The following is a 21,339-nucleotide window of genomic DNA, read 5'->3' on the forward strand; positions in this document are numbered from 1 at the left end:
CATGTTCACCACACACCGCACCCAGCGTTCGCGCCGTGCGGCGGTAGGCCTTGCCTCCGCCGCCGCAGCCTTCGCGCTCGCACTCACCGGCTGCTCGCCCGCCGCCGACGAGGCCCCGACATCGAACTCGGCGTCGCAGGGCCACGAGGCTGCCGTCACCGCCACGGACACGTGGGTGAAGGCGACCGCGGCAGACGCGAAGCCGGGCGAGGCGATGAGCGGCGTCTTCGGCGTGATCGAGAATCACGGCGATGAGGATCTCACAATCACCGGCCTCACGAGCGACGTCGCCGGCGTCACCGAGCTGCACGAGGTCGTCGACGGCAAGATGCGCAAGATCGAGGGCGACGTCACCGTGCCTGCGGGCGGCTCGCTGCTGCTCGAGCCCGGAGCCAACCACATCATGCTCATGGACATCACCGAGCCGCTCGCCCCGGGCGACGACGTCACGGTGACGCTCACGTTCTCGGACGGCACGACGCTCGACATCGTCGCGCTCGTGAAGGACACGTCGGGGGCGAACGAGAGCTACGACGACATCGATCACGGCGACATGGACATGTCCGGCGACACCGGCTCGACGGACCATGGGTAAGGATCAGCCCGCCGACGTCGATCAGCAGGCCCGCAGGCTGAGCCGCCGCGCCCTCCTCACCGGGGGCGCGGTCGGCGCCGGCCTCGGCGCGCTCCTCGGCGGCGCCGGCGGCGTCGCGGGCGGCTACGCCCTCGCCGAGCGGGATCGTGCGAGCGAACCGGGCTACGATCCCGCCACGACGCCGGCGCTGAACCCCGCGGCGGAAGGTCCGGGGTTTGGCGGGGAGGCGCTCCCCTGCCACGGCGCCCACCAGGCGGGGATCACGACGGTGCCAGCGACGCACGTGCGGCACATCGCGTACACGCTCCGCCCGGAGACTGACCGCGATGCGATCGCGCGCATGTTCCGGATCCTCACCGGCGACATCGAGGCGCTCACCGCGGGAGTCGCGCCGCTGGCCGACCCCGAGCCCGAGCTCGCCGAGCGACCCGCGCGCCTGACGATCACCGTCGGCGTCGGCCCCGGCCTTGTCGACCGCGTCGACCGGGCAAAGCGCCCGGCCTGGCTCGCGCCGCTCCCAGCGTTCACGCTCGACAAGCTCGGCGGCGGCTTCGACGGTGGCGATCTGCTCATCACCGTCCAGGCCGACGACCAGCTGCCCGTCGCGCACGCCGCCCGGATGCTCCATCGCGATCTCGACCGCTTCGGCGAGGTCGCCTGGGTGCAGCAGGGCTTCAGACAGGCGCGCGGAGCGGAGGCTGCTGGCGCGACCATGCGCAACCTCATGGGGCAGGTCGACGGCACCGTCAATCCGAAGCCCGAGGACGCCGACTTCGACCCGCTCATCTGGATCGACACGGCCGACGGCCAGCCCTGGCTCGCCGGCGGCTCCGCGTTCGTGCTGCGCCGGATACGGATGGAGCTCGACACCTGGGACCGTGTCGACCGGCCTGGCCGCGAGCAGACGATCGGGCGGACCCTCTCCGACGGCGCGGCGCTGTCCGACCCGAAGGGCGGCGAGCACACCCCGGCGGACTTCGCTGCGAAAAACGCGCTGGGCCTGCCGATCATCTCGTCGGCGGCGCACATCCGCCGCGCGACATCGACCGACCCGAACGAGCGCATCGTGCGCCGCGCCGTGAACTACGACGACGGCCACGAGGCCGGGCTGCTGTTCGGCTGCTTCCAGCGCGACCCGCTCACGCAGTTCGTGCCGATCCAGCAACGGCTCGACGAGGCCGACCTGCTCAACGAGTGGGTGACGCACACGGGTTCCGCGGTCTTCGCGATCCTGCCCGGGTTCCGCAGCGGCGAGACGCTCGGCGCCGGCCTCACCGCCTAACTCGCACCGCGCACCGCAAGAGGGGCCCTGCCTCGGATTCCAGCCGAAGCAGGGCCCCTCGCGTGTCGCCAGTGCTCGCCTCGCATCCGCGGGACCGGGAACGCGCCACTCAGGCCGCCACTTTTCGGGTGCTGCTATGGTGTGAAGGTTGCTAGCCGACGGATGGTTGAGAAGTCAGTTTTCCCTACCGCGCTGGGAATCTCAGCGGTCGACCGAAATGTCTGCCAGCGATCACACTCGCACCCGGCTCCCTCGTTGCCCCGTTCCCCGCGCGAACGGCTAGGAGCAACAAGAGAGTGAGGAAGAGTAGTTAAGTGAGTGGTAATAAACGAGTAGCAATCATTGGCGCGGGACCGAGCGGTATGGCTCAGCTTCGCGCCTTCGAAGCAGCGGAGAAGCAGGGACACGAGATCCCCGAGCTTGTCTGCTTCGAGAAGCAGGCCGACTGGGGCGGCCAATGGAATTACACCTGGCGGACGGGGCTCGACGAGTACGGCGAGCCCGTGCATTCGAGCATGTACCGCAACCTCTGGTCGAACGGCCCAAAGGAGGGCCTCGAGTTCGCGGACTACACCTTCGACGAGCACTTCGGACGACCGATCTCCTCGTACCCGCCGCGTGAGGTGCTGTGGGACTACATCGCGGGCAGGTTGCAGCAGAGCGACGTTCGCAAACACATCAGGTTCACCACGGTGGTGCGCCTCGTCGCGTTCGACGAGGCGACCCAGCTGTTCACGGTGACGAGCGAGCACCTGCCGACGGGCGACACGACCACCGAGACGTTCGACCACGTCGTCGTCGCGAGCGGGCACTTCTCGTTCCCGTTCACGCCGTCGGTCGATGGCATCGAGACGTTCCCCGGGTTCGTCACGCACGCGCACGATTTCCGGGGCGCGGAAGCGCTCGCCGGGAAGGACGTGCTCGTGATGGGTTCGAGCTACTCTGCGGAGGATATCGGGAGCCAGGCCTACAAGATGGGCGCGAAGTCGGTGACGGCGAGCTACCGCACCGCTCCGATGGGCTACGAGTGGCCCGAGCGGTTCGAGGAGCGCCACGGACTCCAGCGGTTCGAGGGCAGCACCGCATTCTTCGCCGACGGTTCCTCGAAAGACGTCGATGCGCTCATCTTCTGCACGGGCTACATGCACAAGTACCCGTTCCTGCCGCGCGAGCTCGCGGTCTCGGGGGCGAACACGCTCTACCCCGAGCGGCTCTACCGCGGGGTCGTCTGGCACGACAACCCGGCGCTCTTCTACGTCGGCGCGCAGGACCAGTGGTTCACCTTCAACATGTTCGACACGCAGGCCTGGTACGTGCGCGATCTCATCCTCGGCACCGCCGAGCTGCCAGCCGCAGCCGACCGTGAGCGGTCGATGACCGAGTGGCAGCAGCGCTACCACGCGACGTCGACGAACGGCGCCGATCAGATCCGGTTCCAGGCCGACTACGTGCGCGATCTCATGGGCGAGACCGACTACCCCACGTTCGACATTGACGAGGTGGCTGACATCTTCGTCGACTGGAAGAACCACAAGCAGCAGGACATCATGGGATACCGCGACTACTGCTACCGCTCGGTGATGACGGGCACGATCGCCACGAAGCATCACACGCCGTGGATCGAGGAGCTCGACGATTCGCTCGAGCGCTACCTCTCCCCCGGCTCCGCACGCCGCGAGCCGAGCGGCGCGCGGGCGTAGCCGTTCGCGAGGCGCGACCCGTGTCAGCGCACGGGCCGCGCCTCGCCCTGTTCGTGGTCGTACTGGTCGCGGAACGCGACGATCTCGGCCTGATGGGTCGACGCCCACTCGGCGATCGCCATCACCGGACCAACGAGCGTGCTGCCGAGGCGCGTCGCCCGGTACTCGACACGGGGCGGAATCTCCGCGTAGACGGTGCGCTCGACGAGCCCGTCCCGCTCCAACTGCCTGAGCGTGAACGTGAGCATGCGGGCCGAGATGCCCGGGGTCATCCGCTTCAGCTCCGTGAACCGGTATGGGCCCTGCTGCAGCATGCCGATGAGCATCATGCTCCACTTGTCGCCGACGCGCGCGAGGATCGACCTGAACACCTCGGCCTGCTGGTCGTCGACCGCGCAAATGTGCTGCATGCGCGGTTCGTCGCCCGTAGCCGCGCCCGTCTGAGGCGCGCCGCTTGCTGCCCCGCTGACTGCGCCCGTGGCGAACAGCTCGGGCGCCTCGGGCACCGCCTCCTGCGCGTCAATCTCACCCGTTGCAACGCCTCGAGTGGCCATACGCCCTCCCCGCTCACTGCGGCACGCGCCGCTCTGGTTACACCGAGGTAACTCAGTCACGTTGCAGTGCCTGATCCCTCATGCTCGATACTTACTCACTGTACCTCAGTTACCTTTAGTTACTCTTGGAGTCAATACAGTGCTTGTTCTCACGATCATTACCTGGGTGCTCACGGGCATCCTCGCGTTCATGTTCCTCATGGCTGGCGGGATGAAGCTCGCGAAGCCGCACGCAGACCTCCCGATGGCGACGCTCCAGGAGCTCAGCCCCGGCCGCGTGAAGTTCATCGGCGCGGCGGAGGTGCTCGGTGGGGTCGCGGTCGTCCTGTTCCCACTCATCGGCGTTGCGCCGGTACTGGGCCCGATCGCAGCGGTCGGGCTCGCGATCATCCAGTTCCTCGCGATCTTCGCCCACCGGCGACTGAACGAGCCGTTCCACATGAACATCGTGCTCATGCTGCTCGCGATCGCCGTCGCAGTCCTCTGGTTCGTGGCACTGTGAGCCACTCACCCACCGGGCCGGTCGCGGCCCAGCAGCCCGCGACGGGGAAGGTCGGGAGTCCGGCTGGCGCCACCGGCGCCCAGGCGATCTGGCTGTTGCTCGGGGCTGCCTTCGTCACGATCCTGAACGAGACCGTGATGGGCGTCGCGCTCCCCCACCTCACCGCGGATCTCGGGATCACCCTGAGCGCCGCACAGTGGACCACGACAGCGTTCATGCTCACGATGGCCGTCGTGATCCCCACGACGGGCTACCTGCTGCAGCGGTTTACCACCCGGCAGATCTTTACACTCGCGATGGCGCTGTTCTCCGTGGGCACACTGCTCGGCGCGCTAGCGCCAACGTTCCCGATCCTGCTCGTCGCGCGCGTCGTGCAGGCGGGCGGCACGGCGATGATGATGCCGATGCTCATGACAACGATCATGGCCCTCATCCCCGCCGACTCCCGCGGCCGCTTCATGGGGCGGATCACGATCGTCATGGCCGTCGCACCCGCGCTCGGCCCGACGGTGTCGGGACTGATCCTGAACGCGTTCTCCTGGCGCGCGCTCTTCTGGTTCGTGCTCCCGATCGCTCTCATCATGCTCGCCATCGGCCTGCTCCGGCTGCCGAACGTCGGCGAGGTGCGCAAGAGTCCGCTCGACGTAATCTCGATCCCGCTCTCAGCCATCGGCTTTGGTGGGCTCGTCTACGGGTTCTCGACCATCGGGTCGGGCGCGGAGGGCGGCCTCGTCACCGGCGGGATCGTGCTCGCAGTCGGCGCCCTCGGTCTCGTGCTGTTCGCGTGGCGTCAGATCGTGCTGCAGCGCTCCGAGCGTGCGCTCCTCGACCTGCGGGTGTTCAAGTCGCGCCCGTTCGCGCTGTCGGTGTCGCTCGTCACGATCATGATGGCGGCGATGTTCGGCACGCTTATCCTGCTGCCGATCTACCTGCAGAACGTGCTCGGCCTCGACCCGGTGACGACGGGGCTCACCATGCTGCCCGGCGGCCTCATCATGGGCCTCATCGCGCCCATCGTCGGACGGCTCTTCGATAGGTTCGGGCCGCGGCCGCTCGTGATTCCCGGCGCGATGCTCGCGAGCGGCGTCCTCTGGGCGCTCACCCGCCTCACCGAGGACACGTCGCCCGCGCTCGTCACCGTTGCGCACATCGGGCTCTCGCTCGGGCTCGCGTTCATGATGACGCCCCTCATGACCAGCGCACTCGGTTCGCTCACGCCTCAGCTCTACTCGCACGGCTCGGCAACCGTTGGCGCGGTCCAGCAGGTCGCTGGCGCGATCGGCACTGCGCTCTTCGTGACGGTGCTCGGGGTCCGGTCTGCGAGCGCGGCCGCGGCAGGTGCGAGCGAGGTGGCGGCGAGCGCCGACGGCATCGCGTTCGCGTTCCTCATGGGCGCCGTGCTCTCGCTCCTCGCGGTTGTCGGGGCGTGGTTCGTACGCCGAACGCCTGCCACCTAGCGAGTCACCGCCGCGGGGATGCGCGGCGGGGTTGCGCGGCGAGGTTGCGCAGACACGCTGCGGGCCCGGGGTGATCGTCAGATCGCCCCGGGCCCGCTGCGTGTTGTGGTGCTAGATCGAGTCGAGCCGCTCGGCCGCGTGAACCTGCGCGCCAGCCTCCGAGAGGAGCCGCGCGACGTCAGCGACAGGGAAGCTGCCCGCGAAGAGCGCAGAGCCTGGCTCGAGGGCGGCGCTGTGCGCGAGTCCCCCGGCCGCGAGCGCGTCGAACCCGAGGCTCGAAACGAACTCGGCGACCACGCGGGCAGCCGCCTCATCATCGGAGACCGCGGCCAGGCCACGGCGGTCAGTCGCGTCGAGCCCGCGGGCGTCGGCCTCCATCTCGTGGTAGCCAATGTGGTTCAGCGCCTTCACGACCCGCGCGCCGACGAGGTGCGCGGCCACCGCCTCACTCGTGGTGGCGTGGCCGTCGAAGATCGCAGGCAGCGCACCGTCAGTCGGCTCCCAGTGATTCATCGCGTCGACGACGACCCGGCCCGCAAGCATCTCGGGGTCAAGGCTCGCGAGCTTCGGCAGCGGGATCGAGAGTACGACGATCTCGCTCCCCTCGACCGCATCGAATGCCGCCGCGACCGCGACGCCGGGCGCCACGATCTCGGTGATGAAGCGTACGGGTTCCGGATCGCCTGAGCCAGCGACAGTGACCTCGTGGCCCGCCGCGAGCGCCGCCCGCGCGATCGCCGTCCCTACCTTGCCGACGCCGAGGACCGCGACCCGGGTCATGATCCGGCTCCCGCCTGGACGGGAGCGGGGCCGCCGTCGAGCGGGTTGGGTACGACCTCCGGCTCGGGACCGAGCTCGGCGTCGACGAGCGGCTTCACCTTCGTGCCGAGCAGCTCGATCGAGCGCAGCAGGTCGCGCTGCGGCAGCCCAAGGAAGTCCATCTGCAGGAACTGGCGCGAGTGTCCCATCGCGTGGTGGAGCCGGATGATGCGGTTCGCGATCTGTTCGGGCTCGCCGACGAAGAGCGCGCCGCCCTCCGCTTCAATGTCGAAGTGTTCGCGGATCGGCGGCGCAAATCCGCGCCGGCGGCCGATGTCGGCCATACCCCGGTACCAGGTCGGCCAGAAGGTGTCGCGAGCCGCCCGGTCCGTCTCGCCGATGAAACCGGGGTTGCCCACCGAGATGAGCGGCTGCCGCGTCGTCTCCGGTCCCGCGGCCCACGCCCGGCGGTAGAGGTCGGCGAGCGCCTTGAACCGCACCGGGTCGCCCCCGATGATCCCGTACGAGACCGGCAGCTGGAGCTGCCCGGCGCGAACTGTCGAGTTCGGGCTGCCGCCCGTGCCGAGCCAGATCGGCAGCGAGCCGCGGTCTGGGCGCGGCACAACGAGCTGCTCGTCGAGCGCGGCACGTACAGATCCGCTCCAGGTCACCGTCGCCTGCTCGTTCACCTTGAGCAGGAGCTCAAGCTTCTCGGCGTAGAGCCTGTCGTAGTCCTCGAGCCGGTAGCCGAACAGGGGGTACGACTCGACGGACGAGCCGCGCCCCGCGGTGATCTCGGCGCGGCCGTTCGAGAGCGCGTCGAGCGTCGCGAACTGTTGGAAGATGCGCACAGGATCGTCGGTGCTCAGCACCGTCACCGCGCTCGCCAGCCGGATCCGCTTGGTCTGGCCAGCAGCCGCCCCGAGGATCACGGAGGCGGCGGACGCCGGCATCTCCTCCGCATGGTGCTCCCCGATACCAAAGAACTCGAGCCCGACCTGGTCGGCGAGCACGATCGCCTCGAGCAAGTCGCGCTGCGCCTGCGCCGTGCTCACGAGTTCTCCCGTGGCGGGATCCGTCGCCTGATTTCCGAAACTGTAGACACCGAGCTGCATGCCGCTCCCCTTCAACGTGTGGTGATGTACCTCTACTCTGAGGCGTCGGACCGGGACGGACAACTCACAGGTTAGTCACTTACTATTGGTAAGCGTGAAGACGATTTCCGCACCACACAGCGCCCCGCAGCTCCACGCGATCGACGATGACGAGTGCCGCCTCTTCCGCGAGGCCGCCGAGCTCGCCGGCCGGAAGTGGACGGCCGCGATCCTGCTCGCCCTCGCCCGCGGCGCCGAGCGGTTCTCGGAGATCCACACGAGCATCGACGGCATCTCGGATCGGCTGCTCGCCGCGCGCCTGCGCGAGCTCGAGGCGCAGGGGCTCGTGACCCGCACTGTCGTGCCGAGCACGCCCGTGCAGATCCGCTACGGCCTCACCCAGTCCGGGGGCGAGCTCATCACGATCCTGCAGCCCCTGGTGCGCTGGGCGAAGCGCTCAGGCTCGCGCGACGAGGCCGACGCTTAACAGGTCGCCGGCTCGGCGGTAGGGGCAGCGCTCGGCCAGCTTGGCGGCTCAGCCGGCTTGGGCGCCCGGCCGGCTTGGGCGCTCGGCCGCTAGGCCCGCTGCGCGAACGCGGTCTCGTACAGCAGCACGCTCGCGGCCGTCGCCAGGTTGAGCGACTCGGCAGCGCCGTAGATGGGCAGCCGAATGGAGCGGCCGATCACCTCACGTTCGGCGTCTCCGAGCCCTCGCGCTTCGTTCCCGAACACCCACGCGATTCCGCCGCGCAGCTGAGCCCGCACATCGGTGATCTCATCCCCCCGCACGTCCGCCGCAATCGTCTCGAGCCCGGCGTCGCGCGCGGCCGCGACGACGGCGTCGAGCGAGCGCTCCGTCACGACGGGCAGGTGGAACAGCGACCCGGTCGTCGAGCGCACCACCTTCGGATGCCACGGGTCGATCGAATCCCCTGAGAACACGACGGCGTCGGCACCGGCGGCGTCGGCGGCACGCAGCACGGCGCCGGCGTTGCCCGGATCCCGAATCTCGTGCATCACGGCGACGAGCTTCGCGCCGGCGAGGGCCTCTGACAGCGTCGCCTCGGGGATGCGGGCGACCGCGATAACTCCCTGCGGCTGCACGGTCTCGGCCATTGCCTGGATCACCTGCGGCGTCGCCCGCTCGATCTCCACGCCGGCGTCTGACGCGAGGCGGTCGAGCTCGAGCTGCCAGGCCTCGGTGCCGGTCGTCGCATAGACCACCTCAGCGAGTGCGGGACGGTACGTGAGCAGTTCCCGCACGGCCTGCGGGCCTTCGATGAGGAAGCGGCCGGTCTCGTTTCGCTCCTTCTTCCGGGCGAGCGCGGCGACTCGCTTCACGCGTGGGGCCTTGGGGTTCTCGATGAGTTCAGTCACCACACAAGACTACCGGGAGACGCAAAAACCCCGCCCCGCAGAGTGCGGGACGGGGCGTTCGCTCGGGCTACTTACGCAGCAACCTTGGGAGCCGAGGTGTCCTCGGGCAGAGCCTTCTTGGCAATCTCGACGAGCGTCGCGAATGCTGCGGGCTCGTTGGTCGCGAGCTCCGAGAGCATGCGGCGGTCAACCTCGACACCAGCGAGCGCGAGGCCCTGGATGAAGCGGTTGTAGGTGAGGCCGTTGGCGCGTGCACCAGCGTTGATGCGCTGGATCCACAGGCGACGGAAGTCACCCTTACGCTTGCGACGGTCGTTGTACGCGTAAACGAGCGAGTGGGTAACCTGCTCCTTGGCCTTACGGTACAGGCGCGAACGCTGTCCGCGGTAGCCCTCGGCGCGCTCGAGAATTACGCGACGCTTCTTGTGGGCATTGACGGCCCGCTTGACTCTTGCCATTTCAGTTCTTCCTTAACGAGATAAGTTGTGGGCCGGCTTTAGTGACCGAGGAGCTTCATCGCCTGCTTGGCGTCACCCTTGGACAGCACCTGCTCCGCGTTCAGGCGGCGCTTGCGACGCGAGGACTTGACCTCAAGGTTGTGGCGCATGCCGGCCTGCTGCTTCATCAGCTTGCCGGAGCCGGTTACCTTGAAGCGCTTCTTGGCCCCCGAGTGGGTCTTCTGCTTTGGCATCGGTTTTCTCCTTGTTGTGGTGCACCGCCGAAGCGGCTGCGTCATGGGCGCTCAGCGGATCCTGTCCGCTTCGCAGCCACGGGTCTTATTCGGCGGCGGGTTCCGCTGCCTTGGCGGCGGATTCCGCGGTCGGCTTCTCAGCGCGACGCGACGCCTTCTCCTCAGCGCGACGAGCGTTCTGCTCAGCCTTCGCCTCGGACTTGTTCTTGAGCGGAGCGATGACCATCACCATGTTGCGGCCATCAATCCGGGGGTTCGACTCGACAGTGCCGTACTCGGCAATGTGCTCGGCGAACTGCTGCAGGAGGCGCACGCCCTGCTCGGGACGCGACTGCTCGCGGCCACGGAACAGGATCATTGCCTTGACCTTGTCGCCCTGCTCGAGGAAGCCGACAGCACGCTTGACCTTGGTCTCGTAGTCGTGCTTGTCAATCTTCAGGCGGAAGCGAACCTCCTTGAGGACGGTGTTCGCCTGGTTGCGGCGCGCTTCCTTGGCCTTCTGAGCTGCCTCGTACTTGAACTTGCCAAAGTCCATGATCTTGGCAACGGGAGGCTTCGAGTTCGGCGCAACCTCAACGAGATCGAGATCCGCCTCTGCTGCAAGGCGCAGTGCAGTATCGATCGGCACGACTCCGACCTGCTCGCCACTGGGTCCTACCAGTCGCACCTCGGAAACGCGGATTCGGTCATTCGTACGGGGATCGCTGATCGCCTGCTCCTCTGATCTCAATGTGTTAAGTCTGCTCGACGGTGTCGAGGCTCACGGAAATGAGATCGGGAACGCACGCGTACCCACACCCTTTAGCTGCCGCATGAAATGCGGCGGAGTGCCAACTACCCGGTAACCTTGTAGAGGTTTCGGGTGGGAGAATCTCCTCTTCCGTAGCACCGGCAAGTTTGCCGATAACCTCCAGAAGCTTAGCACACTGAGCGAAGATATAGACAGGGGCGCTTTTCATGAGCGAGCAGAACGCCGACTCGGCGGCACAGACCACCAATCACGACGCGGTGTACCCGGAAGGCGACGAGGCCGCGCAGGCGGTTCGCGACATCGCCGACGTCGCCGCGGTTGAGGTCATCACTACCGCTGCCGTTCACCTGCTGAGCGCGGCAGCCGTGAAGGTCGGCCTCGCCGACGACCCGGACAGCCAGATCGACCTCGACGAGGCCCGCAAGCTCATCAACGCCCTGGCGGGGCTCATCACCGCCGGCGCACCCGAGGTGAGCGACATGCACGCACGCAGCCTGCGCGACGGCCTCCGCTCGGTGCAGCTCGCGTTCCGCGAGGCCTCGCCGATCCCCGACGCGATTGGCAAGGGCCCGGGCGAGAAGTACACCGGGCCGGTGAACTAGCTCCGGCGCACGGACGCGGCGCGCTCAGGCTTCGGTCTGGGCGCGCCCTTTTTTGCTCCGCCCCTGCGCCACCCTCCCCTCTGCTTCACCCCTTCGCCACCCTCCCTACTGCTCTGCCCCTGCGCCACCCTCCATTCGCGCACAAACCATGGGATCGGCGAAAGCTATGCCGATTCCGCGCCCCACGGGCATACGAGCTGCAGATCGCATACGGTCTGCAGGCGCACACCCCGTCGCGCCCCGGCGCCCTCACAGGTGCGAGAGAATAGGAATCATGTCCTCAGCCGCGCAGACCCCAGAGCAGGGGCCCTTGCGCACCCAAATCGCCCAGGGCGTCCGCGACTCGCTCGGCGTCGGGATCGGGATTTTTCCGCTCGGGGTCGCGCTCGGCATCCTCGTTGTGCAGGCGGGACTCCCCCTCTGGGTGGCACCCGCGCTCTCGATCGTCATCTTCGCGGGCTCGGTTGAGCTCCTCCTCGTCAGCATGCTCGCGGCCGGCGCGCCGCTGCTGACGATCGCCGTGACCGTCTTCGCCGTGAACTTTCGCCACGTCTTCTACGCGCTCTCCTTCCCGCTCTCGCGCGTGAAGCCGGGTCTTCCCCGCGCCTACTCCGTCTACGCGCTCATCGACGAGGCCTACGCGACCTATGTGCTGATGCCCGCCCGACAGCTCACGAGCGCCCGCATTCTGAGCGGCCAAGTGATGATGCAGCTGTACTGGGTCGGTGGCGGGCTTCTCGGGCTCGCGATCGCGCGCGCACTCCCCGCACCGATCGAGGGCTTCGAGTTCGCGCTCGCGGCGACCTTCACTGTGATGACCGTCGACGCGGTCCGCTCCAAGCGGCAGGTCCCGTCGGCCCTGCTCGCAGCCCTGGCTGCGGCCGTCGCGATCGCGGCGTTCCCAGGCAACACCATGCTCGCGGCCCTGGTGATCTTCGCGGCGCTGCTCGCCGTCCGATACGCGGTCGAGGCGCGTCGCGGCCGCGAGGAGCCCGACCCCGAGGCCACGGAAGGAGCCCCCGAGTGACCTGGTACCTCATCGGAGCGATCGCCATCGGCGGTCTCATCACGTTCGGGCTCCGCGCGCTGCCGTTCGCGATGCTCAAGCCGTTGCGCAAGTCGAAGTTCGTGCGCGCGCTCGGCGAGTGGATGCCAGCGGGAATCGTGCTGATCCTCGCCGTCGTCGTGCTGCGCGACGAGATCGTGGCGCGCGGCGACCAGTGGTGGATGGCGCTTGCCGCCACCGCGGTGACTGTCGCGGTGCACCTCACCTGCGGCCGGCGGATCCTCTTGAGTATCGCCGCTGGCACCGGCGCTTACATCGCGCTCGTCAACCTACTCTGACGGCGGCTTGGCAGCGCCCCGGCTCGGCTACTCTTCGATCCGCTCGCCGGCGAGGTCCTCGCCACCCTCGGGATAGGCGGCGACCTCAGAGCGGCGCGCAAGAAAGACGGTGCTCGCGATGAGTCCGCCCCAGATGATCGTCAGCGCGAGCACGAGGAAGGTGATGGCAATGGGGGTCATCGGTCGGTTCCATTCGTCGTCGCCGGCGTGATCTGAGCGGCGTTCCTTGCGGCCTTCGCTGCGGCCTTCGCTGACCGCTTCGCCGATCGCTTCGCCGACCTCGCCGACCGCTTCGCGACGGGCGGCCAGGGCGTGAACTGGGTGGGGTCGTAGCGCCACGGGCTGAGCGTCAGCGCGATGGAGCCCGCGATCATCACGACCACAGAGCCCCAGCCGACGATCGCGAGGTAGCCGGTGTCGTAGCCGGAGTAGGGTTCCTGGATGAGCCCGATAATCGTCGTCACGAGCATGTAGCTCAGCACGATCGGCCCGAGCACGGACACAAAGAACAGCCAGGTGCGACCGACCTTGAAGGTCGACAGCGCGCTCAGGTGCCCGCTCAGCTCGGTGCCCGCCCGCCTGATCCAGAGCACGGTGATCGTCATCACGACAGCCGACGCGACGATGCCGATGTTGTTCGCCCAGTTGTCGATGGTGTCGAGCGCGGTGAGCCCCGACGTCGTGCCAAACAGCGCGAGCGAGACGAGCGCGAGCACGCCGCCGATCCCGTAGACGGCGCCGCGACGGCTCAGACCGAACTTGTCCATCACGCCGGCGAGGATCACCTCCATGATCGAGATCATCGACGTGAGGCCCGCAAGCGTCAATGCACCGAAGAACAGGGCGCCGAAGATCTCCCCGCCCGGCATCTGCGCGGCAATCGCCGGGAACGTCATGAAGGCGAGCCCGACGCCCTTCAGCCCCTCGAGGTCGGCAACGGCGACCCCCTGCTGGTGCGCGAAGAACCCGAGCGTCGCGAAGACGCCGATCCCCGCAAGGATCTCGAACGACGAGTTGCCGAACGCGACCACGAGGCCGGGCGAGGTCATGTTTGACCGCCTGCGCCGGTATGAGGCGTAGGTCATCATGATGCCGAACGCGACGGAGAGCGAGAAGAAGATCTGACTGTAGGCGGCGACCCAGACGGAGGGGTCGAGCAGCGCGGCGAAGTCAGGGGTGAAGAGCGCGTTCAGGCCGTCGGCAGCGCCCGGGAGGAACAGCGCGCGCACGACGAGGATCAGGAACCCGACGACAAGCAGCGGGATCGCGATCATGTTCAGGCGCTGCACGCCTCGCACGACACCGGCGCCGAGCACGACGAGCGCAACCACCCACATGAGGATGAGCGGGATGAGCACGCTCGGCACGAACTGCATCGTGAATGGCTCTTGCGCGGTCTGCAGGTAGTCGCCCGTGAAGAAGCCTGCCGCGTCATCGCCCCAGCGCAGGTCGAACGAGAACACAAAGTAGCTCGACGCCCACGCGAGCACCGCCGTGTAGTAGATCGCGATGAACACACAGATCATCACCTGGAACCAGCCGATGCCCTCACCGAGCTTGCCGGCGAGCCGGCGCAGCGCGAGCGGTGCCGATCCGCGGAAGCGGTGTCCGATCGCGTAGTCGAGGAACAGGATCGGGATGCCCGCTGTCAGCAGCGCGACGATGTACGGGATGAGAAACGCCCCGCCGCCGTTCTCGTAGGCGACTCCGGGGAACCGCCAGATGTTCCCGAGCCCGACGGCCGATCCGATCGCCGAGATGATGAACCCAAACTGCCCCGTCCATTCCGCACGGGGCGGGGCAGCTGTGGTTTCGCGCTGCGTCATGTTGATACTCACGTCCCTGTTGTCTTCGTCGTGAAAGTCTGCAGCGAGCGTAGCAGAGACGATGTCAGCGGTGCGGGATGCCAGCGATCATGCCGCCGTCGACGACGAACTCCGCGCCGCTCGTGAACGAGGACGCCTCGCTCGCGAGAAACAGGATCGTCCCGACGAGATCCTCGGGTGCGCCCGGGCGCCCGAGCGGGATATCCAGCCGATCAGGATCGATCCTCGCCGACATCTGCGTCGCAATGTATCCGGGGTGGACCGAGTTCACCCTGATCCCTGCCGGGCCGAGCTCGACCGCGAGCGATGCGGAGAGCCCGCGCACGCCGAACTTCGACGCCGTGTAGCCGTGCAGGCCCGGGCTGCCGCGCATACCCTCGACGGAGGAAATGTTGATGATCGAGCCGCTGCCCTGGCGCTTCATCGTGGGCACGACTGCCCGGCAGCCGAGGAAGACGCCGGTGAGGTTTACCCCGATCACCGCGTCCCACTTCTCGAGCGTGAGGTGCTCGATGGGCGCGGCGTTCTCGATGCCAGCGTTGTTGACGAGCACGTCGATCGCACCGAAGGCGGCAACGGCAGCATCGACGGCGGCGGTCCACTGCTGCTCGTCGCGCAAGTCGAGCTCCACGAACCGGGCGCCGTCGCCGAGTTCGGCGGCGAGCGCGGCGCCCTCCGGGGCGAGCACGTCCGCGAGCACGACACGCGCGCCGGCGGCGTGCAGCGCCCGAGTGTAGGCCTCGCCGATCCCGCGCGCGCCGCCAGTGACGAGTGCGACTTTTCCATCGAGCGCGATCATGATGCGACCTCGATCACGACGCGGCCGACGGTGTTCGCCGTTGCGAGCGCCGTCAGCGCGGCGGGGGCGTCGTCAAACGCGACGGTATGGTCGACGACCGGCGAAATCGCACCGGCCTCGAACAGCCGGACGAGTTCCGTGTGCGCCTCGCCGACGAGGTGGGGCGCCTTCTCCTGGTAGAGCCCCCAGTAGAGGCCGAGCACCGCGTAGTTCTTGATGAGCGGCCGGTTCATCGCGAGCTCGGGGATGGTCCCGCTGGCGAACCCGATCACGACGATCCGGCCTTCGAACGCAATCGACCGCGTCGACGCGACGAACGCGTCCCCGCCGACCGGGTCGAAGACGACGTCCGCGCCGTGCCCACCGGTGATCCGCTTCACCTCCGCCGCGACGTCGTCGCCACGCAGGATCACGTGCTCGGCGCCGGCCTCTCGGGCAACCGCGGCCTTCGCCTCGGTTCCGACGACGCCGATGACACGTGCGCCGGCCGCCGCGCCGAGTTGCACGGCGGCAGCGCCCACCCCGCCCGCCGCCGCGTGCACGAGGAGCCATTCCCCCGTGCCGAGGTGCGCCCGGCGGTGCAGCGCGAACCATGCCGTCTGATACGCGATCGTCAGACCTGCGGCGTGCACGTCGTCGAGCGTGTCGGGGATGGGTTGAACGGCGTCCGCGGGAACGACGGCGTACTCCGCGAGCACGCCGATGCTGTAGGCGACGACCCTGTCGCCCACGCTGACATTGGTCACGCCGTCACCGAGCGCGACTACGCTGCCGCTGCACTCGACTCCGGGCGTGAATGGAAGCTCCGGCTTGACCTGATACTCGCCGCGCGCGAGCAGCACGTCCGGAAAGTTTGCCGCGACGGCGCCGACACGGATGAGCACTTCTCCCGGGCCGGGGGTCGGCGTCTCGACGGTTGAGAGGGAAAGCGCGTCGGCGGGCTCACCGAGCGTCGTGACGCGCCACGCGCGCATCGTCTCCTGCGGGTGTGGTGTGGACATCTGGTCTCCTTAGACTCGACATAAACAGGTCTGTGATCTGCACTGCCGCGAGCGTCCGGTCCTCCGGGCTCTCCTCCGAGTACCAATACGAGAGGTAGTGGACGTCGCTGAAGAAATGGGCGATGAGCACGGGAACCGGAATGTCGTCCCGGTAGTTCCCCTCCCGCTGCCCCTGTCTCACCAGGGCCGCGAACTCATCGTTGTACGCGCGACGGCGCCGTACAACCTCCTTGCGGCGGGGCTCCGAGAGCATGTCCATGCTCCTGAAGAACACCGTCCCCTCCGCGAGGTATTCGATCGACGTCTCAAGGACGTCGACGCACACTGCACGCAAGACGTCATCGACGTCCCCGCCCTCGCCGACGATCACGTCGAGGTGCGACTGCTGTAGCGACAGCACCCGGTCGTAAATGCCGAACAACAGGTCATCCTTCGACTCGAAGTAGTGGTACATCGCGCCCTTGGTGACCCCCGCTGCGTCGACGATGTCTTGCACGCTCGTGTTGGCATATCCGCGCTCGGCGAAGAGCTCAACAGCGGCGCGGATAACGTCGCTGACTACCTGTGATTGCTTCATTCGAGCCATTCTTCCCTATTGCCCGGACGTCGCGCCGTTTCCCACCGGCCGCGTGCGGGCTACAGAATCGGCCGGATGCTTCCGCCGCCGTCGATCGGCACCGTCTGACCGGTGATCCAACCCGCGTCCGCCGAGAGCAGGAACGCGACCGGCCCAGCGATATCTTCGGGTTCGCCGAGCCTCGCCAGCGGATACGCCGCGGACACCTCGCTCTCCTGCCCCTCGTAGAGGGCGCGCGCGAACGAGGTTTTCACGACGGCGGGGGCCACGGCGTTCACGCGGATCTGTGGGGCGAGCTCGTACGCGAGCTGGACGGTGAGGTTCATGAGGGCGGCCTTGGAGATCCCGTAGAACGCGATGCCCGGGCTCGCTCCGAGTCCGGCGGCCGACGCGATGTTCACGACGCTGCGGCTCAGGCCCGCAGCGACCGCGTCGCGCGTCCAGTCGAGCGATGCGATCACGTTGACGTCGAGGATCTTGCGGGCCGCGCCAGCTTCGACCTCGGCGATCGGACCGTAGACGGGATTGATGCCAGCGTTGTTCACCAGATGGTCGAGGCGTCCGTACCGCTCGGCGACGTGCGCGAAGACTGCCGCGCGATGCTCGGGGTCGTCGGCGCGCCCCGCGACGCCCGAGGCGTTGGGGCCGAGTGCGTCGACGGCCTCGTCGAGCGCCTCCTTGTTGCGCCCGGTGATCACCACCGATCCGCCCTCGAGCGTGAGCCGCTCGGCGATAGCGAGTCCGATGCCACGGCTCGCTCCCGTAACGATAGTGACAGTCTCAGCGAAACGTGGTGTGAGCATGGCGCCTCCTTGCGTCGAACATACCGGCCAGTCGGTTTGACCACGATAGCACCGTCCCCCGCCGACCGCATCCGATGGTCACCGAATTATCACGAATTGCGAACACAACAAACCGTCCGGTCGGTTTATTGCATATGGTGGGGCCACCAACGACACGAAGAGGTGCCGATGAATTCACACACCACCCACCCCACCCACTCCGATCCCCGGCTCGAGGTCGATCAGCTCACTGTCAGATTTGGCGGGCTCACCGCGGTCGACAATGTTTCGTTCGACGTACAACCGAGCGAAGTGGTCGCGCTCATAGGCCCGAATGGGGCCGGCAAGACCACCGTGTTCAATGCGGTCTGTAGGCTGCTGCGCTGCGCGGGGACAATCAAGATCGACGGCACGGTCACCCCACGGCAGACGCCGAAGCTCGGCGGCCTCGGCCTGTCTCGAACGCTCCAAGGGCTCGGGCTGTTTTCGAGCATGACCGTGCTCGAAAACGTCAGGCTCCCCCTCGTGGGAAAGCTCAACGCCATCGATATCGCGACGGCGCAGCTCGCCGAGCTCGACCTGAGCCATCTCGCGGATCGCCAGGTCTCAGAGCTGTCCTACCCGGATCGCAAGCGCGTCGCCCTCGCGCGGGCGCTCGTGACCGACCCCAAACTCCTGCTGCTCGATGAGCCGGCGGGAGGCCTCGGCAACGAGGACATTGCGACGCTGTCGCAGACGGTGCGGGACGTCGCGGCGAGCGGCCGCTCGGTTCTGCTCGTCGAGCACCACGTCGACTTCGTCATGGACCTCGCCGACCGGATCGTCGTGCTCGATTTCGGCAAGGTGATCGCTCGCGGCACCCCCGACGAGATTCGCACGAATCCGCGCGTCGAGGAGGCCTACTTGGGCGTCGCCGCGACTGGCGACGGCACCTCGCCGGCCGGAATGGGAGGAACGGCATGAGCGCCACCAGTGCGGCAACGCCGGCCACGCGCTCCGGCGCTGCGCTCTCGATCGCGGGCCTCACCGTCGGCTACGGCGGCGGGCCCGTCCTCCACGACGTGAGCATTGAGGCGCGGCCCGGTGAAGTCGTGGCACTGCTCGGCGCGAACGGCGCGGGGAAGACGACACTGCTCGGCGCGCTCACCGGCAGGGTTCGCGCGACGGCAGGCACCATCCGCCTGGACGGCACCGACCTCCGCGGCATGCGCACCGAGGATCGGGCTCGGAACGGCCTCGCCCTCGTGCCCGACGGCCAGAGCGTGGTCGGCGAGCTCACCGTCGAGGAGAACCTACGCCTGGGTGCGCTCTGGCGCCACCGCGGCGCCGCGCGGGAGCGGGCAATCCGCGGGATCTACGAGATGTTCGAGCCCCTCGAACGACGCAAGGATGCCGACGGGCACCAGCTCTCCGGCGGCGAGCGCCAGATGCTCGCGCTGGGCCGCGCCCTGATCGCCGAGCCTCGGCTGCTGGCGCTGGATGAGCCCTCCCTCGGTCTCGCCCCGCTCGTGGTGGCGCAGATCATGCGGACGCTACGTGAGACTGCGAGAGAGCGTGGCCTGACGGTGCTGCTCGCTGAGCAGAACGTCACCGGGGCGCTCTCCATCGCCGACCGAGGCGTCGTTCTCAACCTCGGCAAGGTCGTGGTCGACGCTGACGCAGCCACCCTCGCCGAGGATTCCGCACTTCGACATGCATACCTGGGGTTCTGATGGATAGGTTTACGTTTCTGTTCGCTACGGGGCTCGCGCGCGGCGCGATCTTCGCACTGTTCGCGCTGTCGCTCGTCCTCATCTGGCGGGCGACCCGGATCATCAACTTCGCGCAGGCGGCGATGGCGCTCGTTGCGACGTACGTTGCGTTCGCCGTCTCTGGCGCCACCGGCAGCTATTTTGCTGGGCTCGCAGCGGGGATCCTCGCTGGCGCATTCATCGGACTCGTCGTTGAGCGCGGTGTCATGCGTTTCGCCCCGCAGTCTTCGCACCTCACCGGTGTGCTCGCCGCGATCGGGCTCGTGATGGTCCTGCAGTCGCTCCTCGGGATCTTCTTCGGATCCCAGTACCGCGCGATGCGTGCGCCGTTCGATCGCAGCGCGATCGTGATCGGTGGGGTACCGCTGCTCTCGCCGAACGACCTCTTCACGATCGGCATCACGATCGCCGTCATGGTGGCGCTCGCGATCGTGTTCTCACGGACCTCGCTCGGACTCCAGCTCAGGGCGTCAGCGTTCGCCCCCGCGGTCTCGCGGCTGCTCGGTGTGCGCGTGACGAACATGGTCACCATCGGTTGGATGCTGTCGAGCGCCGTTGCCGCGCTCGCCGCGATCCTGCTCGTTCCGACCGAGCTCGGACTCAACCCGCACGCGACCGACATGCTCTTCGTCTATGCGTTCGCGGTCGCGGTCATCGGCGGCCTCGACTCCCCCGTCGGCGCCCTGTTTGGCGGGCTCATCGTCGGCGTCGCGATGAGCCTTCTGACAGGCTACCTCGGTGCGACGGTCGCCCCCATCGGCGTGCTCGCCATCCTCGTTCTCGTCCTGCTCGTCAAGCCGGGCGGGGTCTTCTCGACTCGGAAGGAGCGGAGCGCATGACCCGCTTGCTGCCCTCACTGCGCGGCAGGAGCCGCATCGTCGTCTTTGGAACGATCCTCACCGTCCTCGCGATCGCCGCGACATTCCTGCTCGACCCGTACCGCAACTTCCAGTTCGCAACAATCGCCGCGTACTTCTCTGTGACGGCGGGGCTTACCCTCCTCGTCGGTCAGAGCGGCCAGCTGTCGCTCGGGCACGCGGCGCTCATGGCCGCCGGCGGGTACGGGTACGCCCTCACGGCAAACGCTCTCGCCGAGGGCGGCGTCGACGGCGTCGTCCGGTTCCTGCTTGCGTTCCTCGCCGCCGTCGTTGTCGCCGGGCTGTTGGGGCTGCTGCTCGGCCTCGCCGCGGCGCGGCTCCACGGCCCCTATCTTGCGGGCGTGACGCTCGCGCTCGTCGTGTCGGTCCCCGCCGTCGCGGCGACCTTCAAAGTCCTCGGCGGGGACCAGGGCCTTCCCACCGCGTACCAGGGGGTCCCTGATGGGCTGCGCTCGCTCATCGCCGCCGAACAGTGGCACGCCTGGGTCGCGATCCTCGTCGCCGGTGTGCTGGTGACCTGGCTCACCCTACTGCGCAATGGCGCCTTCGGCCTCCGCATGCGGGCAGTGCGCGACGACGAGACCGCCGCGCGGCTCAACGGCGTGGCCGCCGGCCGAATCAAGGTGTCGGCGTTCACGGTGAGTGCGGTCGCGGCGGGCGCCGGCGGGGCCGTGCTGTGCTTCATCACGCAGTCGGTGAGCCCGGGCGCGTACACGCTCCCCTTCTCGCTCCTGCTCGTCGTCGCCGTCGTGCTCGGCGGGCTCGGCAGCATCGGTGGCGCGGCGTTGGGCTCAGTGCTCGTCGTCATGCTGCCCTGGTTGATCACCACTGCGACTTCCCAGTTGCCGCTCTCCGCGGACATGACCCAGCGCCTCACCGGCAACCTCCCGGTGCTGGTCTTCGGGGCGCTCCTCACCGTGACGATCCTCGTCAGGCCGGGCGGGATCGTCGACCTGGTTCCCAAGCTCACGGGGCGCGCCGACAGGCAAGCCCCAACTTCCACCGCGTAACCACCGA

The 21,339-nt window shown here is 68.0% G+C and carries 26 protein-coding genes; 13 read left to right on the forward strand and 13 right to left on the reverse strand.

Annotated features, from left to right (window positions below):
• Nucleotide 1: 1 nt before the first annotated feature.
• The 3 genes from BJ960_RS10410 to BJ960_RS10420 all read left to right on the forward strand — a co-directional run bounded on the left by BJ960_RS10410 (nucleotide 2) and on the right by BJ960_RS10420 (nucleotide 3,577).
• Nucleotides 2-595 (forward strand): copper chaperone PCu(A)C, encoded by a 594-nt coding sequence (locus tag BJ960_RS10410; RefSeq protein WP_185987238.1) that lies wholly within the window; start codon nucleotides 2-4, stop codon nucleotides 593-595.
• A complete protein-coding gene (locus BJ960_RS10415; RefSeq protein ID WP_185987239.1) occupies nucleotides 588-1,877 on the forward strand; it encodes a Dyp-type peroxidase in 1,290 nt (429 codons plus the stop codon). The genes BJ960_RS10410 and BJ960_RS10415 overlap by 8 nt, the downstream gene beginning before the upstream one ends.
• 314 nt (nucleotides 1,878-2,191) lie before the next feature.
• Nucleotides 2,192-3,577, forward strand: coding sequence for an FAD-dependent oxidoreductase (locus BJ960_RS10420; RefSeq protein WP_121072849.1), 1,386 nt, complete (start codon nucleotides 2,192-2,194; stop codon nucleotides 3,575-3,577).
• Between the two features lie 23 nt (nucleotides 3,578-3,600).
• On the opposite strand, the gene BJ960_RS10425 is transcribed toward BJ960_RS10420, so the two are convergent.
• Nucleotides 3,601-4,131, reverse strand: coding sequence for a winged helix-turn-helix transcriptional regulator (locus BJ960_RS10425; RefSeq protein ID WP_307814604.1), 531 nt, complete (start codon nucleotides 4,129-4,131; stop codon nucleotides 3,601-3,603).
• A gap of 139 nt (nucleotides 4,132-4,270) precedes the next feature.
• On the opposite strand from BJ960_RS10425, the gene BJ960_RS10430 reads away from it, so the two are divergent.
• Nucleotides 4,271-4,633, forward strand: coding sequence for a DoxX family protein (locus BJ960_RS10430; RefSeq protein ID WP_307814603.1), 363 nt, complete (start codon nucleotides 4,271-4,273; stop codon nucleotides 4,631-4,633).
• Nucleotides 4,630-6,090, forward strand: a complete 1,461-nt coding sequence (locus BJ960_RS10435; RefSeq protein ID WP_202229136.1) for an MDR family MFS transporter — start codon at nucleotides 4,630-4,632, stop codon at nucleotides 6,088-6,090. Before BJ960_RS10430 ends, BJ960_RS10435 begins: the two co-directional genes overlap by 4 nt.
• Before the next feature lie 111 nt (nucleotides 6,091-6,201).
• On the opposite strand, the gene BJ960_RS10440 is transcribed toward BJ960_RS10435, so the two are convergent.
• A complete protein-coding gene (locus BJ960_RS10440; protein ID WP_185987240.1) occupies nucleotides 6,202-6,870 on the reverse strand; it encodes an NADPH-dependent F420 reductase in 669 nt (222 codons plus the stop codon).
• Nucleotides 6,867-7,964, reverse strand: coding sequence for an LLM class flavin-dependent oxidoreductase (locus BJ960_RS10445; protein ID WP_185987241.1), 1,098 nt, complete (start codon nucleotides 7,962-7,964; stop codon nucleotides 6,867-6,869). The genes BJ960_RS10440 and BJ960_RS10445 overlap by 4 nt, the downstream gene beginning before the upstream one ends.
• A 94-nt stretch (nucleotides 7,965-8,058) precedes the next feature.
• On the opposite strand from BJ960_RS10445, the gene BJ960_RS10450 reads away from it, so the two are divergent.
• Nucleotides 8,059-8,430, forward strand: coding sequence for a winged helix-turn-helix transcriptional regulator (locus tag BJ960_RS10450; RefSeq protein ID WP_185987242.1), 372 nt, complete (start codon nucleotides 8,059-8,061; stop codon nucleotides 8,428-8,430).
• Between the two features lie 89 nt (nucleotides 8,431-8,519).
• Here BJ960_RS10450 and BJ960_RS10455 read toward each other — a convergent pair whose 3' ends face one another.
• From BJ960_RS10455 to infC, 4 genes are all read right to left on the reverse strand, one after another.
• Nucleotides 8,520-9,323, reverse strand: a complete 804-nt coding sequence (locus BJ960_RS10455) for a TrmH family RNA methyltransferase (protein ID WP_185987243.1) — start codon at nucleotides 9,321-9,323, stop codon at nucleotides 8,520-8,522.
• Between the two features lie 68 nt (nucleotides 9,324-9,391).
• Entirely contained in the window at nucleotides 9,392-9,778 is a 387-nt protein-coding gene (rplT, locus tag BJ960_RS10460) for a 50S ribosomal protein L20 (RefSeq protein ID WP_185987244.1), read from the reverse strand.
• A gap of 38 nt (nucleotides 9,779-9,816) precedes the next feature.
• A complete protein-coding gene (gene rpmI, locus BJ960_RS10465) occupies nucleotides 9,817-10,011 on the reverse strand; it encodes a 50S ribosomal protein L35 (protein WP_119284241.1) in 195 nt (64 codons plus the stop codon).
• 85 nt (nucleotides 10,012-10,096) lie between these two features.
• The gene (gene infC, locus BJ960_RS10470; RefSeq protein WP_220663305.1) at nucleotides 10,097-10,741 is read right to left on the reverse strand and encodes a translation initiation factor IF-3; all 645 of its coding nucleotides are present in this window, start codon (nucleotides 10,739-10,741) and stop codon (nucleotides 10,097-10,099) included.
• A gap of 227 nt (nucleotides 10,742-10,968) precedes the next feature.
• Here infC and BJ960_RS10475 point away from each other — a divergent pair, with 227 nt between their 5' ends.
• From BJ960_RS10475 to BJ960_RS10485, 3 genes are all read left to right on the forward strand, one after another.
• Entirely contained in the window at nucleotides 10,969-11,364 is a 396-nt protein-coding gene (locus tag BJ960_RS10475; protein ID WP_119284242.1) for a DUF1844 domain-containing protein, read from the forward strand.
• A 274-nt stretch (nucleotides 11,365-11,638) separates the two neighbouring features.
• On the forward strand, nucleotides 11,639-12,391 hold the full coding sequence (locus BJ960_RS10480; RefSeq protein WP_185987245.1) for an AzlC family ABC transporter permease: 753 nt from the start codon (nucleotides 11,639-11,641) through the stop codon (nucleotides 12,389-12,391).
• Nucleotides 12,388-12,708, forward strand: coding sequence for a branched-chain amino acid transporter permease (locus BJ960_RS10485; RefSeq protein WP_121072864.1), 321 nt, complete (start codon nucleotides 12,388-12,390; stop codon nucleotides 12,706-12,708). Before BJ960_RS10480 ends, BJ960_RS10485 begins: the two co-directional genes overlap by 4 nt.
• A gap of 27 nt (nucleotides 12,709-12,735) precedes the next feature.
• Here BJ960_RS10485 and BJ960_RS10490 read toward each other — a convergent pair whose 3' ends face one another.
• The 6 genes from BJ960_RS10490 to BJ960_RS10515 form a co-directional block, all read right to left on the reverse strand.
• On the reverse strand, nucleotides 12,736-12,888 hold the full coding sequence (locus BJ960_RS10490) for a MetS family NSS transporter small subunit (RefSeq protein ID WP_119284245.1): 153 nt from the start codon (nucleotides 12,886-12,888) through the stop codon (nucleotides 12,736-12,738).
• Complete coding sequence (locus BJ960_RS10495) at nucleotides 12,885-14,534, reverse strand: sodium-dependent transporter (protein ID WP_185988255.1); 1,650 nt, start codon at nucleotides 14,532-14,534, stop codon at nucleotides 12,885-12,887. Before BJ960_RS10495 ends, BJ960_RS10490 begins: the two co-directional genes overlap by 4 nt.
• Before the next feature lie 64 nt (nucleotides 14,535-14,598).
• Nucleotides 14,599-15,333: a glucose 1-dehydrogenase gene (locus BJ960_RS10500; RefSeq protein WP_185987246.1), complete on the reverse strand. Its 735-nt coding sequence runs from the start codon at nucleotides 15,331-15,333 to the stop codon at nucleotides 14,599-14,601.
• On the reverse strand, nucleotides 15,330-16,334 hold the full coding sequence (locus tag BJ960_RS10505; RefSeq protein WP_237463462.1) for an NADPH:quinone oxidoreductase family protein: 1,005 nt from the start codon (nucleotides 16,332-16,334) through the stop codon (nucleotides 15,330-15,332). Before BJ960_RS10505 ends, BJ960_RS10500 begins: the two co-directional genes overlap by 4 nt.
• Nucleotides 16,276-16,911, reverse strand: a complete 636-nt coding sequence (locus BJ960_RS10510; RefSeq protein WP_185987247.1) for a TetR/AcrR family transcriptional regulator — start codon at nucleotides 16,909-16,911, stop codon at nucleotides 16,276-16,278. The genes BJ960_RS10505 and BJ960_RS10510 overlap by 59 nt, the downstream gene beginning before the upstream one ends.
• Nucleotides 16,912-16,970: 59 nt before the next feature.
• The gene (locus tag BJ960_RS10515) at nucleotides 16,971-17,714 is read right to left on the reverse strand and encodes an SDR family oxidoreductase (RefSeq protein WP_185987248.1); all 744 of its coding nucleotides are present in this window, start codon (nucleotides 17,712-17,714) and stop codon (nucleotides 16,971-16,973) included.
• Nucleotides 17,715-17,882: 168 nt separating this feature from the next.
• Between BJ960_RS10515 and BJ960_RS10520 the strand changes: the two genes are divergently transcribed.
• Genes BJ960_RS10520 through BJ960_RS10535 form a run of 4 tightly spaced genes read left to right on the forward strand, consistent with a single transcriptional unit; the run spans nucleotide 17,883 to nucleotide 21,332 of the window.
• The gene (locus BJ960_RS10520) at nucleotides 17,883-18,656 is read left to right on the forward strand and encodes an ABC transporter ATP-binding protein (protein WP_185987249.1); all 774 of its coding nucleotides are present in this window, start codon (nucleotides 17,883-17,885) and stop codon (nucleotides 18,654-18,656) included.
• Nucleotides 18,653-19,405 carry an ABC transporter ATP-binding protein gene (locus tag BJ960_RS10525; protein WP_185987250.1) on the forward strand — a complete coding sequence of 251 codons (753 nt, stop codon included), beginning with the start codon at nucleotides 18,653-18,655 and terminating at the stop codon, nucleotides 19,403-19,405. The genes BJ960_RS10520 and BJ960_RS10525 overlap by 4 nt, the downstream gene beginning before the upstream one ends.
• Nucleotides 19,405-20,283, forward strand: coding sequence for a branched-chain amino acid ABC transporter permease (locus BJ960_RS10530; protein ID WP_185987251.1), 879 nt, complete (start codon nucleotides 19,405-19,407; stop codon nucleotides 20,281-20,283). The genes BJ960_RS10525 and BJ960_RS10530 overlap by 1 nt, the downstream gene beginning before the upstream one ends.
• Nucleotides 20,280-21,332, forward strand: a complete 1,053-nt coding sequence (locus tag BJ960_RS10535; RefSeq protein ID WP_185987252.1) for a branched-chain amino acid ABC transporter permease — start codon at nucleotides 20,280-20,282, stop codon at nucleotides 21,330-21,332. The genes BJ960_RS10530 and BJ960_RS10535 overlap by 4 nt, the downstream gene beginning before the upstream one ends.
• Nucleotides 21,333-21,339: the final 7 nt, after the last annotated feature.

Origin of the sequence: Leucobacter aridicollis (assembly GCF_013409595.1) — a bacterium.
GTDB classification, from domain to species: Bacteria; Actinomycetota; Actinomycetes; order Actinomycetales; family Microbacteriaceae; genus Leucobacter; species Leucobacter aridicollis.

Bases quoted from the DNA above. Each gene is read 5' to 3' on its own strand.
- BJ960_RS10410 (WP_185987238.1), top strand. From the start codon at position 2: ATGTTCACCACACACCGCACCCAGCGTTCGCGCCGTGCGGCGGTAGGC.
- BJ960_RS10415 (WP_185987239.1), top strand. From the start codon at position 588: ATGGGTAAGGATCAGCCCGCCGACGTCGATCAGCAGGCCCGCAGGCTG.
- BJ960_RS10425 (WP_307814604.1), bottom strand. From the start codon at position 4,131: ATGGCCACTCGAGGCGTTGCAACGGGTGAGATTGACGCGCAGGAGGCG.
- BJ960_RS10440 (WP_185987240.1), bottom strand. From the start codon at position 6,870: ATGACCCGGGTCGCGGTCCTCGGCGTCGGCAAGGTAGGGACGGCGATC.
- BJ960_RS10445 (WP_185987241.1), bottom strand. From the start codon at position 7,964: ATGCAGCTCGGTGTCTACAGTTTCGGAAATCAGGCGACGGATCCCGCC.
- rplT (WP_185987244.1), bottom strand. From the start codon at position 9,778: ATGGCAAGAGTCAAGCGGGCCGTCAATGCCCACAAGAAGCGTCGCGTA.
- rpmI (WP_119284241.1), bottom strand. From the start codon at position 10,011: ATGCCAAAGCAGAAGACCCACTCGGGGGCCAAGAAGCGCTTCAAGGTA.
- BJ960_RS10475 (WP_119284242.1), top strand. From the start codon at position 10,969: ATGAGCGAGCAGAACGCCGACTCGGCGGCACAGACCACCAATCACGAC.
- BJ960_RS10480 (WP_185987245.1), top strand. From the start codon at position 11,639: ATGTCCTCAGCCGCGCAGACCCCAGAGCAGGGGCCCTTGCGCACCCAA.
- BJ960_RS10490 (WP_119284245.1), bottom strand. From the start codon at position 12,888: ATGACCCCCATTGCCATCACCTTCCTCGTGCTCGCGCTGACGATCATC.
- BJ960_RS10495 (WP_185988255.1), bottom strand. From the start codon at position 14,534: ATGACGCAGCGCGAAACCACAGCTGCCCCGCCCCGTGCGGAATGGACG.
- BJ960_RS10500 (WP_185987246.1), bottom strand. From the start codon at position 15,333: ATGATCGCGCTCGATGGAAAAGTCGCACTCGTCACTGGCGGCGCGCGC.
- BJ960_RS10505 (WP_237463462.1), bottom strand. From the start codon at position 16,334: ATGTCCACACCACACCCGCAGGAGACGATGCGCGCGTGGCGCGTCACG.
- BJ960_RS10510 (WP_185987247.1), bottom strand. From the start codon at position 16,911: ATGAAGCAATCACAGGTAGTCAGCGACGTTATCCGCGCCGCTGTTGAG.
- BJ960_RS10515 (WP_185987248.1), bottom strand. From the start codon at position 17,714: ATGCTCACACCACGTTTCGCTGAGACTGTCACTATCGTTACGGGAGCG.
- BJ960_RS10520 (WP_185987249.1), top strand. From the start codon at position 17,883: ATGAATTCACACACCACCCACCCCACCCACTCCGATCCCCGGCTCGAG.
- BJ960_RS10525 (WP_185987250.1), top strand. From the start codon at position 18,653: ATGAGCGCCACCAGTGCGGCAACGCCGGCCACGCGCTCCGGCGCTGCG.
- BJ960_RS10530 (WP_185987251.1), top strand. From the start codon at position 19,405: ATGGATAGGTTTACGTTTCTGTTCGCTACGGGGCTCGCGCGCGGCGCG.
- BJ960_RS10535 (WP_185987252.1), top strand. From the start codon at position 20,280: ATGACCCGCTTGCTGCCCTCACTGCGCGGCAGGAGCCGCATCGTCGTC.